This window comes from Pseudomonas sp. SDT291_1_S447, assembly GCF_054070155.1.
Genome location: NZ_JBSVXS010000011.1, coordinates 38872 through 56464 on the forward strand (window position 1 = coordinate 38872; position 17593 = coordinate 56464).

The window sequence follows — 17593 nt, forward strand, 5'->3', positions numbered from 1 at the left end:
CTATAGTCGAATAACCCGGGTTTAGAGCTGAATCTGTAAACCCGGAGCAACACCTGCGACTGGCAAGTGGTCAGGTGACGGCGACGTAGCGACCGTCACACCGGAAGCGGGGAGAGCGCGCCTGCGCTACAGGGGCGTTCCGAAGCAAAGGTGCGGCTCTGTGATGGAGCCTTGCATGGCGAACTGCGCATGTTTACCGACCGCCGGATTGAACGGCATCAACTGCCGTATTTCCTCAGAGTGTTCAACAGCGTCACCAACAAACCCATCGGTTTTCTGGGCAACGTGTCCGAAGACGGGCTGATGCTGATCAGCCAGTTGCCGATGATGGTGGGTGTGGACTTCCATTTGCGGCTGCAAATCCCTTGCGGCGAGGGTTGCCAACAGATAATCGATCTGGCCGCGTGTTGCCTGTGGTGCCACGAAGACGCGACCCCGCTGCACTACGACGCCGGTTTCAGCCTGCAACAACCACCGCCGGAATACGGGCAATTGGTTGAGGCGTTGCGCCAGTACTTCAGTTTTCAGCCATTGCCGGCCTCGGCCTGATTGGAAACCGCCTAAAGCTTCGCGAGCAAGCTCGCGCCCACAGTGATCCGCATTCTTTCAGTTGAAATGCATTCGAGTGTGGGAGCGAGTTTGCTCGCGAAAACGTCAGTACAGACAACCTCTCTCCAAGGTCAGGTAACGGCAATCGCCCGCTCGTTATCCAGCGCCTTCTCCGCCAGCAACAAACCCATCTCGCTCAGTTGATAGATCGCCATCGCCAGGTGTCGCGGCTTGTTTTCAAGGCTGTCGGCCAGGTCGAGCAGCAGAATGCTCACCGAAGAAAACGTTTCGTAGGTCTGAATGGCCACGGCTTCGGGGTTGAGGTCGGGCGCGATCATGAACATCTGCATGCCGCGATCCACGGAGTTGCGTGGGTCGGGTTTGGGTTTGAGGTAGTGGTCGAGGGCTTTTTCGGCGGCCTCGTGGAGCTTTTTCGAATCGCTGGATTCATAGGGGGAAACCGAGTTGGTTTCGGGGGGATTTGGAGTGTCTTTGATCATGATTTCGTACTCGCTAGTAGGGCTGCCACCTTATCCGCGACTAAACGAATGGGTGGCGGCTGTAAGCAGGTTAGTCGACCGGTGAGTACGAAAACCGGCGCGCCCGAGAGCGCCCTGCGAACAGCCACCATCGAGTGCGGGGATAGGGACTACCCGACTGGATGACGCTTATACGCATCGTACTTAAACCGGGCGACTAAACCCGACCACTGATTGGCAGCGGCACGGATCAAGTTACGGGGCATCAGCAAGGCGCACAAGCCGGCGGATTCTGAGGGATGTGTAGGCAATGGCGCAACTCGGTGTAGCCGTAAATGGGCGCCTGTAGGACGCCACCGAACAGTGTTGTGCGAAGAGTTACCGGGCATGGAGATTGTCAGATTTACAGGCAGGCAATGTTCAGGAACGAGGGAAAAGCGGCGCCCCGTTTTTCCGATCAGCGGTAATTTAACCTGTCAGATCTGACAGTGGTTGCGCGTTGCGGTGGCGCCTATATTGGCGCAAGCGCGTTAGTTATCCATTGCCTGGAACTATTGAAATGAACGACAACGTTGATGACGGTGATAAAAGCAAAGCGCTGCTGAATGAAAGTGGCGGCGGTGAAGCCGTCAGCATCGGTTTGGAGAACAGCTCAGATCAGAATGCGGACAATGGACCATATTCCGAGGTGTTTTGGGCCAATTCGGTGTTAGTTACCCTCAAACAAACGCACCCTCGTGTACCTCAATTGACCACCGAACTGCAGTGCCAGTACAAGTTTGAACGCGGAAGTCTCTATGTAAGAACTCTGCGTTACAAGATGACAACACGTAATGGAAACTGGAACAGAGCCAATATAGATCTTTACCTTAAAACCCTTACCAGTGCGGTGGAGTATTCACCGGACGCCCTTCTTCAAGATGGAGCTTGGCACGAATACTCACGCATCACTAATTCCCCCTGGGGCCCCGTTGCCGAGGGGGGACTGAAAAACAGAATTTATATTCGTGTCGATTATGATGGGACGAACAATGATGTTGGACCGCATGAGGGATTCGGTCCTGAGGTGTACCCCGCAGCCCAGCCATTCATCGATGGACCGGGGCCAAACACGATAATAGGGGCGTCATTCCTTGTCTCGGGCAGCAACAGTCTTGTTGGAGGCACGATCCACGTTTTCTTCAAATATGGAAATGTTTCTGTTGCGGTCGGAGTTGGGCCCGGAGACATCTTCGGACGCTGGAGTGCCAACTGTACATTGCCGTCCGGCTTGACTGAAAAAGGGATCCTGATTGCTGTACAAAAAATCGGTGATCAAACATCTGTGCTATCGAACTCGGTCGACGTTTACCCCCAACGCGGCCCAATAATTATTTACCCACCCAAGAATGCGGTGCTGCGTCAGGGCGACCCCTTGAAGTTGCGAGGTACAGGGACTTACCGTTGGGATCTCGACGTCATAAAGCCCGGTGGCGGTATTCTTCACGCATCGGCCAAAGTCAAAGACGACATGACGTGGGAGGCGGATTTCAATCTTGCGAACTACCCGAATGGGGGGAAGGTTGAGATGATTGCTGGCCACCGGAATATGAATGATTGGTCAGGCTTGCATAGTTTCCTATTGCTGGGGAGCCCGATCATCAGCGTTCCTCAACCCCTCCAGGTAATTGATCCCAATGGCCCTATATCCGGTACCGGCGAGAGCGGGGCCAATGTCGAAGTGTTCGTGGATTTGAATCTTGTAGTCAGGATCGGTCAGGCAGTGGTGGAGTCTGACGGAAGCTGGAAGATTGTGTCGTTCGAAAACGAAATGTCGCCCGGCCCTTTTTCGATTGTCGCCCGCCAGACTTTATCCGGAGTGCAGGGAAAATTTGGCGCGCCGAGGGGATTCAGAGTCCGGCCAGCCAAAATTACCGGTGTCGCCGTCGAGTTCATCGACAATTCCATCAAGTTCTCAGGCTCCGCCCACGCCGGCGCAACGGTGGTGATCACCGCGCCAGGTTATGCGGTCAAGCCGCCAGAGGCGGTTGTGGCAACCGGGGGACAGTGGGCAACCACCGCAACGGACTGGCCATACGGCACCTACAACCTGAAAATCGTGCAAAAAGTGGGCGACGGTGCCAGTGGCTGGATCGAGTCACTGCCTTTTCCTTTCACGGTCGAAAACAAGTTGCCGAATGTCAGCGAGTTGGCACACACACTGGAGTATCAGCCGACCTTCAGCGGCCTGGGCAATGCCCGCGCGACCGTATGGCTGTGGAAGATCGACATGGATGAGGCGGTGGCGCCCCATCGCCCGCTGACCACCACCGGGGAATGGTCCAGTCAGGCCCTGGAAGTATGGGGGCCGACCTTCAACCGCCGGGTCCGCATCAAACAGGCGGGAGACGGGCAGGAAACCGATTGGGTTTATCTTGATGTAAACATTCCGCCACTGGCTCCCGGTCTTGACGACCCGCTCGAGGATGAACTGTCACCCAGGCTCAGCGGCACTTGCTGGCCGGGCGCGGTGGTCAGCCTCCAGTACAGCGACGAAGATAATGTGGTGCACAAGCCAACGGTCAGCAATGACAAATGGACATTCCGCCGCGACAAGCCGTTTGCGACGGGGGTTGAGCATACCGTCACCGTGACCCAGTTCGCTGCGGAGCAGACCTCGTCCCCGGCGAGCGCCACCTTCACCGTCAGACGGCCCATGTCCCGGCCGCGGATCACCTATCCGGACCCGACCAGCAAGGTGGGCCGTGATGTCACGGTCAAGGGCGAGAACGGTATGCAGGGTGCCGTGATGCAGTTGCGGGATACCCAGTTCCAAAGCCCGCTGGGGCCGGAAAAAACCCTGGATGCAAACGGTGCGTGGTCGATCGATCTCGCCGGACTGGAGTTCCGCAGATACACCATCGATGCACAGCAAATCCTTGACGAGCGGCCGTCCGAGCGCAGTGAACATTGCTATTTCGATGTGGTGTTGTTACCGCCGCAGATCTGCCAACCGACGGAAAACGGGAAGCTGTCACGTACCGCAAAAATCGCCGGCAGCGGCATGGCGAACGGACGGGTCGAAGTTTTTCTGGAAGGTGTCAGCGAGCCTCTGCTCAGCGACATCCTGGTGAACGACAAGGGCGATTGGGAAGGTGAGGTGACGTTGCCGGTGGGGCACACAATCATTCGTGCGCTGCAAACGTTCGTCGATGGAAACGACCAGCGGCAAGAGTCGGACCTCGGCGAAGCGCGGCAATATGACGTCGTCCCGGCTGCACCGCTGATCGAAACCCCGACCGAGGATGACCCTGTCGGCAGACGCACGGTGGTGTCTGGTTTCGGTGTGCCTGGCGACACGGTCACGGTCACGGTGACGCTGGCCGACGCCACGCACTCGCTGCAGTCCAGCGCCATCGTGCAGGAGGATCGCACCTGGTCAGTGACGCAGGACTTCAGTTCCCTCGCCGGCGGGCCTTACGTGCTTGAGGCGGTGGCGTCGCTGGAGGAGTTCGCCTCCGTCGAGGCACTGCGCCCGATCATGCTGGGCACTTTTCTGCCCACCCTCGACGCCCCGGCGGCGGGCCGCTGGGTCAGTCATCCGCTGCAGTTTGCCGGCCGCGGACGCAAAGGCGTTGGGACCGTGGTGAGTTGGTACAACCCGGATGTGCAGTGGACGGGGCCCTTGCCCATTGCCGGTGAGACATGGCATGGGGAGGCGACGCAGCCACTGCCGGAATCAGGTAACTGGTTCCGATTCAGGCAGAGCATCACGGATGAGGAGGACGGCGAGACGATGTCCGACTGGGTCGAGAGCGCGCGCTTTGAAGTCGAGCGCACACATCCGCCGGTGGAAGGTTCTTGAACGCACACCCGACGAACGGTTGTAAAACCTGTCAGATCTGACAGTGGACACTCGACCCGTCGAAGCGCCAAATCTTAATCAATGAGTGTGTAGCCTGGTGGAAACGCCAGGTTGCTCCGGCCGGCTTTCGCCTCAAGGAACCTGATCATGGCTGATTCGCGTCGCCCCGCTTTGCAAATGTTCGATCAATTGTTTGGTGACGAACAACACGCACAAAACCTCGGGCTGGACAATCTCAAGACGTACCTTGAACAAGGGGGATCGATTTTTCCCTTGGTGGAAAAGGGCGTTCAGGGTCTGGTCAGGGAGCAGCGGCTCAGCCCGGATGACGCCCGGCGGTTTTTGCGCGGGGCCAACAGCATGGCCACGTATCTGCGTCGACAGTTTATCGAGCAAACCCTGACGGGTAATCGGAACGCGACAACACGCAGCTCCAGCGGTTTGTTATCCATGGTTGACGGCCCCACTTATCAAGTCCTGATCGGTACCGACTTTGCTGCACTGTGTCCACCGGATGCACTGGAGTCCCTTGTCTCGCCCGCAGCGTATCTGATCGATTTGCTGCGCTGGATTCGTGACCGTATCAAGCCCGAAAACCAGGAAGAACACTATCAGTTGCACAAGCGCCGCACGGATTTGCTCGCGCTGGAGGTCGACGTCAATGCGGTCTATCAGTCGGTATCGTCGGTCGACATCATCGTCGCGGTATTGGAGCAGTTCATCGCGGCGAACATGCCCAAGCCAGGAAAGTCGACTGAAGACGTGTTGATCGAGGCCCGCTACCCCAACGGTCTGCCGTATTACCAGCATTGGGTCACGATTGATGGTATCGCGCAGTCCCATGACCTGTCGGTGGGAGACTTCGAGCACCGGGTCGATCTGGCCTACCCCTATTTTTTACAACCCGATGCCCGGGGAACCAATACCGGTCCCGGCTTCGCTCATGCCACGCGCCTGAGTCCCTATCAGCGGCAATTGCTGACGGAAGCCCGCGAGAGCTTTGCCCAGCGTAAAGAGTTTTTCGACCGCCACTTCGGCACCAATGACATTGATAAGTACAAGAACCTTAGTCAGGTGGAGTTTCTAGGCGAGCGAACCAAGTTGAGCAGCACGCAGATCGAAGCTTTGCTGTCGATTCGCGATGCTGCGCCGGTGCGCTCAGCCAATGTGGACTACCCGGATGAGACACCCGAGAAACCCGAGAAACCCGAAAGTGAACGGTCGGGGTCGGTGTACATCAACAACAACACCGCACCCGCCGTGCGGATCGACGACGAGTCACAATTTCGCCATCGACTGACGGCAGACCCCGACGAGGAGCTGGGCTTCAACCGCTATGACCGGATAAACCAAATGGTCCGTCTGGCCAACTGGACCGGTTTGCCGTTCGATCAGGTCGATGCACTGCTGGTGGCTGCGATCCGGGCAGTAGAACGCGGTAAGCCTTCGGACCCCGCCGCTGCGCCAGAGATGAACATATCCAGCGGCGTCGTGCATGCCCTGGGTCTTTTTCAGACCCTGCGCGAGCGTTACGAATGTACTGCGGCGGACTTTGCGGTGTTTATCGCAGAACTGTCGGTCTACGGCCGTGGCGAAGCACTCTCGCTGTTCGACCAGATATTCAATGATCGAGCGGGTTACCGCGAGCCCTTGCGGCTCGACGACGGTACGTTTCCTGTGACGCCGGCACCGGGCGAGGTCGATCTGACGATCAGCCAGTTGTGCCGTGGCCTGGCGATTGACCCGCAGACTTATTACGTTCTGGCAACCACGGTGGCCAGGGCACATGGATTGACCGACACACTGACGCGCAGCCCGGCGATCATCTCGAGTTTTTACCGCTTGGTTCGACTGCCCCGACTGTTGAACATCACCCCCGTCGAAGGCGTGCTGATGCTGTCGGTGCTGGGCGGGATCGAGTGGGTTGATGGCCTGGCGGGTGCCCCTCGTATCCACACCGTTGCAGAAGGTCTGCCAGACGTACTGGAACTGATCGAAGCCATGCACAGTTGCGTGCAGTGGTGCGCGCAAAGCGATCTGCCAGTGTTGTGGGTGTTGCAGCACGCGGTCGCACCGCTGGCGGCGCAGCAACCGTCCGAGCAGGATCAGCAACTTTTCGAACAACTGCGCAATTTGCTGCCGACCGCATTGTTGTCCAATGGTGTGTTTCTGATGGCCGGCGTGCCGTCTGTCGGGGCCGCCGACTGGCTCGAATTCCTGGTGTCCTACTCCGATCTTCTCGATCCTATTGTCGATGCCTATGGTTTGGTATTGCCTCAGCGGGGGACTTCCGAGCAATACCTGAACAATGTCCGCAGAAAAATTGCCTCGGCGGTCGAAAGTGCCTTGGGGCGGGTCGAGGAGTCATTGCGCCAAAACCTCATCGACATCATGACCGGTGTGGTTCTGCAGGCGCGCGATGCTCAGGCATCGTTGGTCAAAGAGACGCTGGCCGTGTATGCCGGTGTCGGTGTGGAGCAGGTACTACCGATCCTGAGCTGGTCAAACACCACGGTTTATCAATTGCTGCAACAAGTGCTTGAGCAAACACCTGTGGAATCAGAGGGGGCAAGCCGAAAACAGCACCGCAATGCCAATGTGCTGCTCGATCTGCTGGCGCAGGTGCGCTGGCGCAGTGAAGTGGTGTCGACGCTGGGGTTGAGCGCCGCGCTGTTGCACGAATATCTGGATTACGGCCACGAAGCCTGGCTCGGTCAGAGCAACAGGCACGCATTGACGATACGCACACTGTATTACTTGACGACACTGACTCGCGCCTTCGCCCTGGGTGAACAACCGCCGCAGAAGCTGTTGGACTATCTGCGTCAGGTCAACGATCTGCCGGATGTCACGGGGAATGCAATGAGGCTGGCGCAACAGGCCGCCGCCATCAGACTGGCCAATTTTTTTGGCTGGAGCGTGCAGGAAGTCCGCGAGTGTGTCGACCGTATCGATCCCACCAACCTCAAGGTGTTGAAAAACCTCAGCCAACTCGATCTGTTGATGCGCGTCCGGGAGCTGTCCATCGAGACCGGCATGGATGCATTGACGATTTTCCTGATCGGCAGTCTGCCCGAAACCGTCGACAAGACAGCCTATGCCAAGGCCGCCGAACTTGCTCTGCTGGGCGCGACCAGTGAGCGGGCGCCTGTGGCGCACGTGGCAAGCGACCTCAACGAGTTGGTCTCAATTACCTGCGACGTGGTGGATGACAACGTTGTCGTGGCCAACAAGCCAGGTGAGCTAGCCACGTATCGGGTGACCGTGAAAAATGCGCAAGATCAGCCGCTGAGCGGCGTCAACGTTTACTGGCGCGCCTCCCTGGGCAGCATTGAAACAGGTGCGACCGGCATAGATGGAACGCTTTTAGCCATCTATACCCCGGGCAAGACAATGGGCACCGATACGCCCGTGTATTGGCTGGATCTGTTTGAGCCGCGCTACGCCACATCTATCGAAATCACCTTCGACCACCAAACGCTGACTTTTCCGTTGGCAGAACTGTCACCAACGCCCTTGGGAGTCGTGCCGGAAGGCCAGGAAGTCGAACTCTACGCGTTGCTGGAAGACGGCTACGGCAACCGCGCGCACGACTCGCTGGTGGATTGGTTCTGGGAGACGGTACCCCCGACAAAAGTGGATACCGCGACTATCAGACCCCGTCAGGGGGTCACCGATCAACAGGGACTCACGCGGGTTTTTGTGTCCAGCGAAACCGGAGGCACCTTCGTTTTCAGTGTCCGGACTCAGTCTGGCGAGAGCGAAAGCAGGTTCATCAAGGCCATCACCTTTGCGGGTGAGGCGATACCGGGATAAGCGGTATCGCCTGGCTAACGGTTGTCCCGGGAGCATATCCCAAGGAGCAGGATCATGGCATTGAGTAACATTGGCGGGCTGCTGGAAAAACGTCGCGCGGCACTGCTCGAATACTGCATCGGCCAGGTGGCCAATGCGAAATATCCGTTCTTGAAAACGGCGGCCGATCTGTTCGAACTGCTGCGCATGGATCCACTGGACACCTACCAGGTGCGCAGTTCGTGGGTAGCCGAAGCGACCAGTTGTGCACAGCAGTACATTCATGCGGTGTATCGCAAGTTGGAACCGGGCTTTGAGAAGCAAGCGTTCGACAATCGGCATCTGCTCGAATGGGAGCTGTACAACAACTATCCCGACTGGGCCGCCGTGCAGCTGATTTCGTGTTACCCGGAAAACTTCATCAATCCCTTTGTACGCCTGCGCAAGACCAGCCTGTTCAGAACCCTTGAAAACAATCTCAATCAGGCACGCTTGAGCAACGATTCCGTGCAGTCGGCGCTGCAGGACTACCTGCAGACCTTCGAACAAACCTGCGATCTGGATGTGATCAGTTGCTACATGGATAGCATGACGCCTGCCCGCGCCAATTATTACTTTGTCGGGCGACAGCGGGTGCAGCCCTTCCAGTACTTCTGGCGCAAGGCCGAGATTGAACTGGGCAGCCAGAGTGTGGCGGTCAATCCAGCGGCCTGGAGTGAATGGCAAGCCGTGGAAATTCCCGTTGCCGACGAGGTGCTGGATATTCGCCCGGTGTTCTGGAATGGCCGGTTATGTCTGGTCTGGGCGCAATGGCGTGTGAAGGTCGCAGCGAAAGATGGCTCAGGCGATATTCCTTACAAACTGGACATCAATCTGGCGTTCATGACCCAGAACGGCCAATGGTCGGCGCCGCTGTGCCTGCACAGCTCCGAGCATGGGCAGATTCTTTTGCCGGGCGCTCGGTTGATTGCGAGTGTGCGGACCGATTACCTGGACCCGAAGGGCAAGCTTGGGGTTTTAATGACGGGCAGTTTTGATCCTGTAAAACTTGCTGGCCTGAGGGTGCATGCGGTTTACGACGTGTTGATGCGCCCGGTCGCCGGCGACGGTGGGGGATGGCTGGATCTGGCGCTCCAGCATCGATTCGTCAACAACGAAACGGTTCAGCATCCACTGAGCAGCCAGGTGACGGTCGTTCCCCATGTCGAGACAGAGGGTTTCCTGACGCCGCATATGGATCTGCAAGTCATGGCGTTGCGGGTGGGAGATGAAGACAAGATCACGGTGCAGGGATATTGCAGGCCCACCGGACTTGCCAGTGCCGTGGTGAAGATCAAACTGTGGCTTGTGGGCGGTTCAGGTGAGGATCCTGAAGTGCTGGAACAAGAGCTGGATCAGGCGGGTGGTTGGGTAACCGAATCGTTGGTATCCAGCCGAAAAAAAGGCTCATGGCCGAACCCGACCACTTTTGCATTAGCCGGCCCCACCGCTTATACCGGCGATAAGCGATTTCACCTGACCATCGTCAACCTCGAGGATTTCGTCCCGCCCTCCTTGCGCAAAAACGCTGTCGATGCGGCGCAGTTTCTTTCCTTCAATCAGTCTGACTTGCAGCTGAAGTTCGTCCGGCTCAATTCATTGTTTGGCCCGGAACTGGTGCAGCGTTCCAATGGTTCCGTGGACGCCGTGCTGGACTGGAACACTCAGTTCATTGCCGAGCCGCCGCCCACCGGGGTGGCGTTCGTTGAGCCCAATGGTGCTTTCAACGGCGCCAATGGCCTGTTTTTCTGGGAGCTGTTTTTCCATCTGCCGCATTTGATGGCCACGCGCTTGCGCGATGAAGAGCGCTTCCGTGAGGCACAAAACTGGCTGCATTACGTGTTCGATCCACAGGCAACTGCCGATCCTCTGGGGCATCCAGACTATCCCAACCCAAAACCGTCGTACTGGCGTTGCCGCCCCCTGGACATCGTCAGGACTCCAGGCGATCCGGGTTGTGAAGTTCAGAACCCCACGGATCCCGATGCCATCGGCTACGCAGCACCGGCGCACATGCAGATTCTGGCATTCACCGACTATGTGAAAAACCTGATGAGCTGGGGCGACTGGTATTACCGGCAACTGACCCGCGACAGTCTGGTGGCCGCCAAGCTGTGCTACGTCCAGGCCGGGTTTCTGATGGGCAAGGCACCGACCGCCAATACGGCGACCCGTTGGCAAACCACCACGGTCGCCGACCTGCTGGAGCAGAGCACTGTGCGGCCGCGGCTCGAAGCCTTTGAAAAGACGCTGAATTTCAGTTTGGCGGATTACCCGGTCGCTTCCGATACCCCGCCGATGCTCGGATTGTTGGCCTGTGGGCCTTTTGAAATCCCCATCAATCAGTCGCTGCTCGACCTGTATGCCGCGCCTGAACTACGGATGCACAACCTGCGCCGCAATCTCACCATGGAGGGCACGCCTATGGATCTTGCGCTGTTCAGCCCGCCGACGGATCCCAATCAATTGCTGCGCGACCTGGTGACCGCTGGCGTGGCCGGGCCGAGACCGATGGGTGGGCGAATGGTGGTCAATGCCTTCCGCTGGCGTGTGACGTTCGAAGTCGCACTGCGGGCCGTGCAGGCGCTGCAGGATTACGGCAGTCAGGTGCTCAATCTGCTGGAGCGGCGTGATCGCGCCGAGCAGGAAGAATTGCAGCAAAACCATCTGGTGGAATTGGGCAGCTACGTCGAAACGGTGCAGGATCAGTCGATCGCCCAGCTGGAGGCGAATGTGACAGCGCTGCAGCAAAGCCGGACCATGGCGCAGGAGCGGGCGGATGCTTACACAGCGCGTTACAACGAAAACGTCTCGGCGATCGAATATCAGGTCATGTCGAGCCTGAAACAGTCGAAAACCTCCGCGTTGCAGGCCAGGGTCGTCAGGACCGCCGGGGGCGTCATCGGGGCGTTGCCGAAAATATTCGGCACCTCCAATGGCGGCTTCAAACCGGAACATGTGTTTGATGCAGCGGCTTTCGGCATGGAGGTTGCCTCGTCGTTGTTGCAGATCGATGCCGACAGCCAGGCCACGACCGAAGGTTACCGGCGTCGCCGAGGCGAATGGGCGCTGCAGCGTGATCAGGCAATGGCGGAGGTGCGTGCGCTCGATGAGCAGATCGTGGCGCAGAATCATGCGGTCACTGCGGCACGATCCAGCCTTGCGCAGACCTTGCGGGCCAACAGTCAGGCATTGACGGTCTACAACTACCTGAAAAAACGTGCGAGCAATGCCGAACTGTTCGGCTGGATGCTCGGCCAGCTCAAGGCGCTGCATTATCAGGCCTACGATGCGGTCATCAGCCTGTGCCTCAGCGCCCAGGCTTCGCTGGCCGCCGAAACCGGTGATTACGATACGCAAATCCCCTTGCCTCAGGTGTGGCTCGACCATCGTCATGGGCTGACCGCCGGTGAGCAGTTGCGCGGGCATCTGCTGCGTCTGGAGCGTGAATATCTGCAACGCCACGAGCGACGGCTGGAGCTGGTAAAAACCATTTCCCTGCGACAGTTGTTCGACGACGAAGTGGAACCTCAGGTGGGCATTGCCAGCTGGGCGGATGCCTTGCAGCAACTGAAAGACACCGGGGTACTGGAATTCAAGCTGACCCAGTTGCTGTTCGATCGCGATCATCCCGGGCATTTCTGCCGGCAGATCAGTTCGGTAGAGGTCGATCTGCCGGTCCTGACTGGACCCTATGAGGACGTGCGGGCGACCTTGCTGCAGATCAGCAGCATGACGGCGACCCGGCCAACCACGCAGTCCGTGCAGTACTTGCACAATCCGGGCGGGGTAGCGCCGCTGGATGTGGTGATCAATTTGCGCAGCGCTCAGCAAATAGCCTTGTCGGTGGGGATCGCTGACAACGGTCTGACGAACATGAAGCCCGATGAAGGACTGCTGCGTCCGTTTGAATGCACTGGCGCGATTTCCAACTGGAAATTGAGTGTCCCGTGGTCGGGTAAACGGCTGCAGGCCGTCATGCTTGCGTCGTTGACCGACCTCATTGTGCGTATCCATTACACCGCCAAGGCCGGAGAGCCGACCTTCGTTCAGAAAGTCGTAGACCTGGTCACCCAGGCTGAAAACGCCACGCTGAACAAACAGGCCAAAGGAGCGAGCGATCATGCATGAGCCAGTCATCCAAGCGAATCAAAGTCTGGTGCTCAACGGTGATTTCACTCAACAGCTCGACCACTGGACTGACAAAGGGGCAGTCGGCTTAACGAGTGAAATGTATGAAGGCGCGTTTATCAGTTTCCTGGTGGCGGGGGTCGGTGGCTCGGTTACACAGCAGGTATCAGTGCCTAAAAAGCCCGATGCCGGCGCCAGTTACGAACTGACATTTTTGTGCGAGTTTCGCCCAGGGCCTGACTGGTCGGGCCAGCTCGGAAGGCTGCGCATCCTCAACGGCAATACGGAGTTGATGAGCATCGAACTCAAGCGCGAGACGCTACGCAGCCTTGAGGACGATACCGCTCGTCTGGCGGCGGCACAGCCGTTGGATTTCAATCCGATTGCCTATCGCGAATCGCTGGATCACCTGGCGTTCGACAGCGGCGATACCTTGACCTTCGACGTCAGCGGTGTGCCGAGCAATCCTTCAGATAAGCGCTCGGTTGTGCGTATCACGCGCATCGACCTTCAACTGAAACTGGAGCCCTTGAAACTGCAGGCGCTAAGTCTGGACGAGGAGACCCTGACGCCAGGCCAGACGTTGTATCTGTGCCTGGGGGCATCCCTTGGCGGCGCATCGGACGACCCTCTTTTCATGCCACACAAGCTGTCTTTTACCCCTGTAGCCGGCAGCGCCTGGCTGGATACCCAGATCGCATTGACCAGCCACGGCAACCCGATGGAAGCGGTCAAGGCTGATCCTGAATGGGGTGTCGATCAGGCGCTGCTGTCGCAATGGTCGCTCGACTGCCCGGCGATCGGCGAAGAGAAAAGCTACGATTTTTCGATAAACCTGGTTAACCAGTACAGCGCCGAACCTTATGCGATTGACGTTTCGCTGGGGCATCACCGCCTGGCCATTCGCGAGGTACAGGACGCGGCTTACTACCCGGTGCTTGAATATGCGCAGAGTGTCCGGCTCGGCGTGCAAGTCGTTTCGTTCTACACCGGCCAGGCGCTGGATGGCCGGACAGTGACCTGGACGGCGTCCGGGCAAGGTGTACTGGGGGCCGGGATCACTGACGAGCAAGGCTGGGTTTACTTTGATTTTGCACCGAGTACTGCGGGTGATGTGGTCATCAAGGCAGCGGTCGAAAGCCCTTATTACGCCAGTGGCGAAGTGACCCACGAATTTGCGGTCAAGGTATTGGCGACTGATCCGTGGAAGGCGTTGCGATCCGTCGTCGAGGAGATAGAAACGCAGTGGGACGTGATCGGTTATCCCAACCGGGGCGCCGCGCACCCTGTCATCGTGCGCCTGCTCGCCGACAGCCCGTTGCAGGGCACTGATCTGTCGCTGCACTGGAGCGGCGTCGGGCACGAGCAATTGGGGATCACGGTCAGGCCGCCGCTCGAGGAGCCGGTTCCGTTCGATGGGCGCGACAGCCTCTGGACGCTGACCAGCGAGGACCGGCTCGACGGTCGCTTTGATCTGTCATTGGTCTGCTCAAAGCTGTTGTTGCCATCCGTAGCCAAACCGATGTCGCTGGCGCGCAACCGGATCAAGGTGGGGGAGGTGCGTGAGGCCAACAAATATCCGATCGTCGACGAGGCCGAGAGCGTGCTGCTGCGGGTGCAAGCGGTGCATGAAGTGGCCAGAGGCGATGGTGATCCGGTCAGCAATGCGTTGGTCGAATGGGTGATTCCCGACGGTGACCCGGTCCACAGTGCCACTGGGTCGGGCGGCTGGGCCAGTTTGCTGTATACGCCGAAAACTGCCGGGGAAAAGACCATCACCGCCCGGCTCAAGGCGCACCCGGAAGCGATGTCGGTCGAGCACCCCTTCACCGTCACGGCCTATGCCACCAGCCTCTGGAGAAGTCAGGTGAAAATCTGGCTCGACGATGCTGAGGTTCAACGCAATACACTTGGCGTGCTCTGCCGACGTGGACAGACTCATACCCTCAGAGTCGAACCGGTTGCCGGCAGTGATTGGCTCGGGCGCAATATCAGTCTGCACTGGCGCGGCGTTGATCCTGATATCGGATTGCGGCCCGCAGACCTGGAAACGCCCAAGCCATTGACGTTGCCAGGGCCGCAATGGCAACTGGTCTCCGACAGCAGCACCAGCCGCAGCAACCTGTTTGAGCTGGAACTGCACCTTGAAGACGAGACAAACGTTCGTGAGTTGGCAGGACGGCTGATGTCTGCGGATCTGACGGAGGAAGTGGCGCTGCTGCTCGATCAGGTGCCATCGGCGCTGGATGATCGCAGCTTGTATCCGTGCCTGGGGGCCGTTCACCGCTTCAACGTTTTACCTCAGGCACTGAGCCCGTTGGTGGGGCTTGAGGCATCCCTGATCTGGTCGGGCACACCGGCCGATTCACTGGGCGCGACCGTCGCCCCGCCGCTGGAGCATACGCAGACACTGAACGACGGCGGCGCGATCTGGACGCTGGACTTCACCGGCAGTGAGACGCAAGGCGAGTTTGCTCTGACCCTGGCCCTGCCTCAGTTGAGTTTCGAGGCGATCGCCAAGCCGATGACACTGGATCACAACAAAGTCAGATTCGAGGCATGGCGCGAGTCGGCGGTGGATCCGGTCATTGGCCAGGCGCCGGCGTGGATGTGGGTGCAGGTGTACTCGCATTACACCAACCGCCCCGTGGATCAGGCACCGGTGAGCTGGATCATCGATGACAATCCTCGCGATATCCAAACCACGACCGATGGCTGGAGCGGCTTTGACTTCAGGCCGCAGGTCGCCGGGGAAGAGTCGGTAACCGCAGCGGTACTCAGTCGTTATGACGATTACGAAGATCGTCGTCCAATGACAGTCAGATCGCTGGCCAGTGATCCCTGGGAGGGGCTGATGGTCAGTTTCGACAAGCAGTCGGAACAGCCAATGGGTCAACAAACGTTCTTTCCGCGACGCAAGGGTCAACATGAACTGCGCGTGCGAGCGCTGGACGGCAGTGACTTGCTGGGTCAGTACCTGACACTGGGCATGACGGAGTCCGGGCCAGCGGCACTCGGCATCCGTTTTGAGGAACCGAGGTTGGGCGATCCCAGATTGTTTTCGTCCGCAGGACTGACCTACAGGTTCCGGGTGGACGACCTCAAGGATGGCAGCTTTGGATTGCACTGCTCGTCCACGCGGCTGGCCAGTCTGTCTCCCGTGAACGCCATGTCGCTGGGACAAGGCGAACAGGTGGTGAAGATCGCTGAACGCCAGCGGGTCAATCAGACGTTGTTCTGGGGCGATGCCGTGACTGAACAGATCACGGTCATCTCCTCGATCAGCGGCAAGCCGATGGTTGGGGTCACTGTGACCTGGCGCAGCCCCGACCTTGGAGAGGTGACATCGATCACCAACTTTTACGGGGTGGCGAAGATTGAGTTTGTGCCGACTACACCGGGAGCGCTGGAGCTGACCGTATCGGTGGGCGGAGCACTGCACTCGGATTCGATAGCGTTGCCGTTCTTCGTGCATGAGCCTCGGGAAATCCAGTCGTTGATCAGTTCTGATCCGACGGGATATCCAGGGCAAGAAGTCAGCGCACAGGTCATTGTGGTTTCTGCCAGAACAGGCGAGCCCCTCGTTGATGTCGACGTGGAATGGGAATACCCGGGCATCAAGATCGCCCCGACGAAAACGGATGGTACCGGCAAGGCCGAGGTCGCGTTCAGACTCCCACCGATCAAGGAGGGTTGGTTGCTTGCCGCTGTGAAGGGCGGCTACGCCGGATGGGAGGTCAGATCGATGATGTTTACCGCGATTGCAAACTCGGACACCTGGTTGCAGGAATTCACGCTTTGGCTGAATGGCGAAGAGGTGAGCCTTGTCGACGGGAAGCTGCTGCTGTCTCACGCAACCGCTTACGACTTGGAATTAAGGGTAAGGCCGCACAGTTGGCTGATCCCCTGGGCTGAAGTGGCACTTGAAGACTCATCTGGGGCGCAGGCGCTCGGGCTGACGTTTGATCCGGATCTTGAAACCTTGCGTCCGGTGGACAGTGAACCCATTCGATGGTCCGTTAATAACGAAGGCCCATGGCGCAATGGCGACTTCACTTTAAAGTTGACCAGTCCCAGCATTCCGGATCGATTGTTGCCGGGGCAACTGTTTGATATCGAGGCAGAGCTGGACATGCAGTTCGACAGTTTTGCGAAGGTCTTTGGGCATGACACTTTGTATCCTTGTCATCGCGTGGCGCATGTAATCAGATTGCGGGCAAAGTCTGGCAGTTCGCTGACGGGGGCCTATGTAAGGCTGGGATGGCAAGGCGAAAGCGCCGAGAGCCTTGGATTGAGCATAACGCCTGATCTTGCACAGGAACATCAACTCGGACAAGACTGGTTGTTCTGGACTCTCGATTGCCGAGAAAGTACCCGGGATGGCGCGTTTGCCCTGACGCTGAAGACACGGAATGATCAATGGCTTATTCCGCCAGCGGCCATGCGCCTGGCGCATAACTGGGTGGATGCAGAGCGGTGGCGCGAAGACATTCAAATGGGTAACGGGGAAATAATGACCCAAAATTTCATTCGGGCGACCTCCAAATTGGAGAAAGAGCTTGCGCCGGGAGTTCGAGTCTCCGTTCATCATTCCGATTCAAGCGAGACCTACTACGTAACAACCGATCTTGCCGGTGAAGCGTTCGTTAATACGTACAGGGGCGTAACTGCCGAACTGAAAATTTACAATCACTATGACGGCAGCACTGTCTGATTGTGAGTTTTGCTCCTGGGAGTAAATCAGCACCTTTTCCAG

The 17593-nt window shown here is 58.2% G+C and carries 6 protein-coding genes; 5 read left to right on the plus strand and 1 reads right to left on the minus strand.

Annotation, left to right across the window (positions count from 1 at the left end; genetic code table 11):
* Positions 1-189 precede the first annotated feature (189 nt).
* The gene (locus ACW9IR_RS06250; RefSeq protein ID WP_095121398.1) at positions 190-549 is read left to right on the plus strand and encodes a PilZ domain-containing protein; all 360 of its coding nucleotides are present in this window, start codon (positions 190-192) and stop codon (positions 547-549) included.
* 131 nt (positions 550-680) lie between these two features.
* Here ACW9IR_RS06250 and ACW9IR_RS06255 read toward each other — a convergent pair whose 3' ends face one another.
* Entirely contained in the window at positions 681-1049 is a 369-nt protein-coding gene (locus ACW9IR_RS06255) for a DUF6124 family protein (RefSeq protein ID WP_016983112.1), read from the minus strand.
* A 538-nt stretch (positions 1050-1587) separates the two neighbouring features.
* Here ACW9IR_RS06255 and ACW9IR_RS06260 point away from each other — a divergent pair.
* The 4 genes from ACW9IR_RS06260 to ACW9IR_RS06275 all read left to right on the plus strand — a co-directional run bounded on the left by ACW9IR_RS06260 (position 1588) and on the right by ACW9IR_RS06275 (position 17551).
* On the plus strand, positions 1588-4872 hold the full coding sequence (locus tag ACW9IR_RS06260) for a hypothetical protein (protein WP_457462213.1): 3285 nt from the start codon (positions 1588-1590) through the stop codon (positions 4870-4872).
* Between the two features lie 177 nt (positions 4873-5049).
* Positions 5050-8688, plus strand: coding sequence for a Tc toxin subunit A (locus ACW9IR_RS06265; protein ID WP_457462215.1), 3639 nt, complete (start codon positions 5050-5052; stop codon positions 8686-8688).
* 54 nt (positions 8689-8742) lie between these two features.
* Complete coding sequence (locus ACW9IR_RS06270; RefSeq protein WP_457462217.1) at positions 8743-12837, plus strand: Tc toxin subunit A-related protein; 4095 nt, start codon at positions 8743-8745, stop codon at positions 12835-12837.
* Positions 12830-17551: an Ig-like domain-containing protein gene (locus ACW9IR_RS06275; RefSeq protein WP_457462219.1), complete on the plus strand. Its 4722-nt coding sequence runs from the start codon at positions 12830-12832 to the stop codon at positions 17549-17551. The genes ACW9IR_RS06270 and ACW9IR_RS06275 overlap by 8 nt, the downstream gene beginning before the upstream one ends.
* Positions 17552-17593 lie beyond the last annotated feature (42 nt).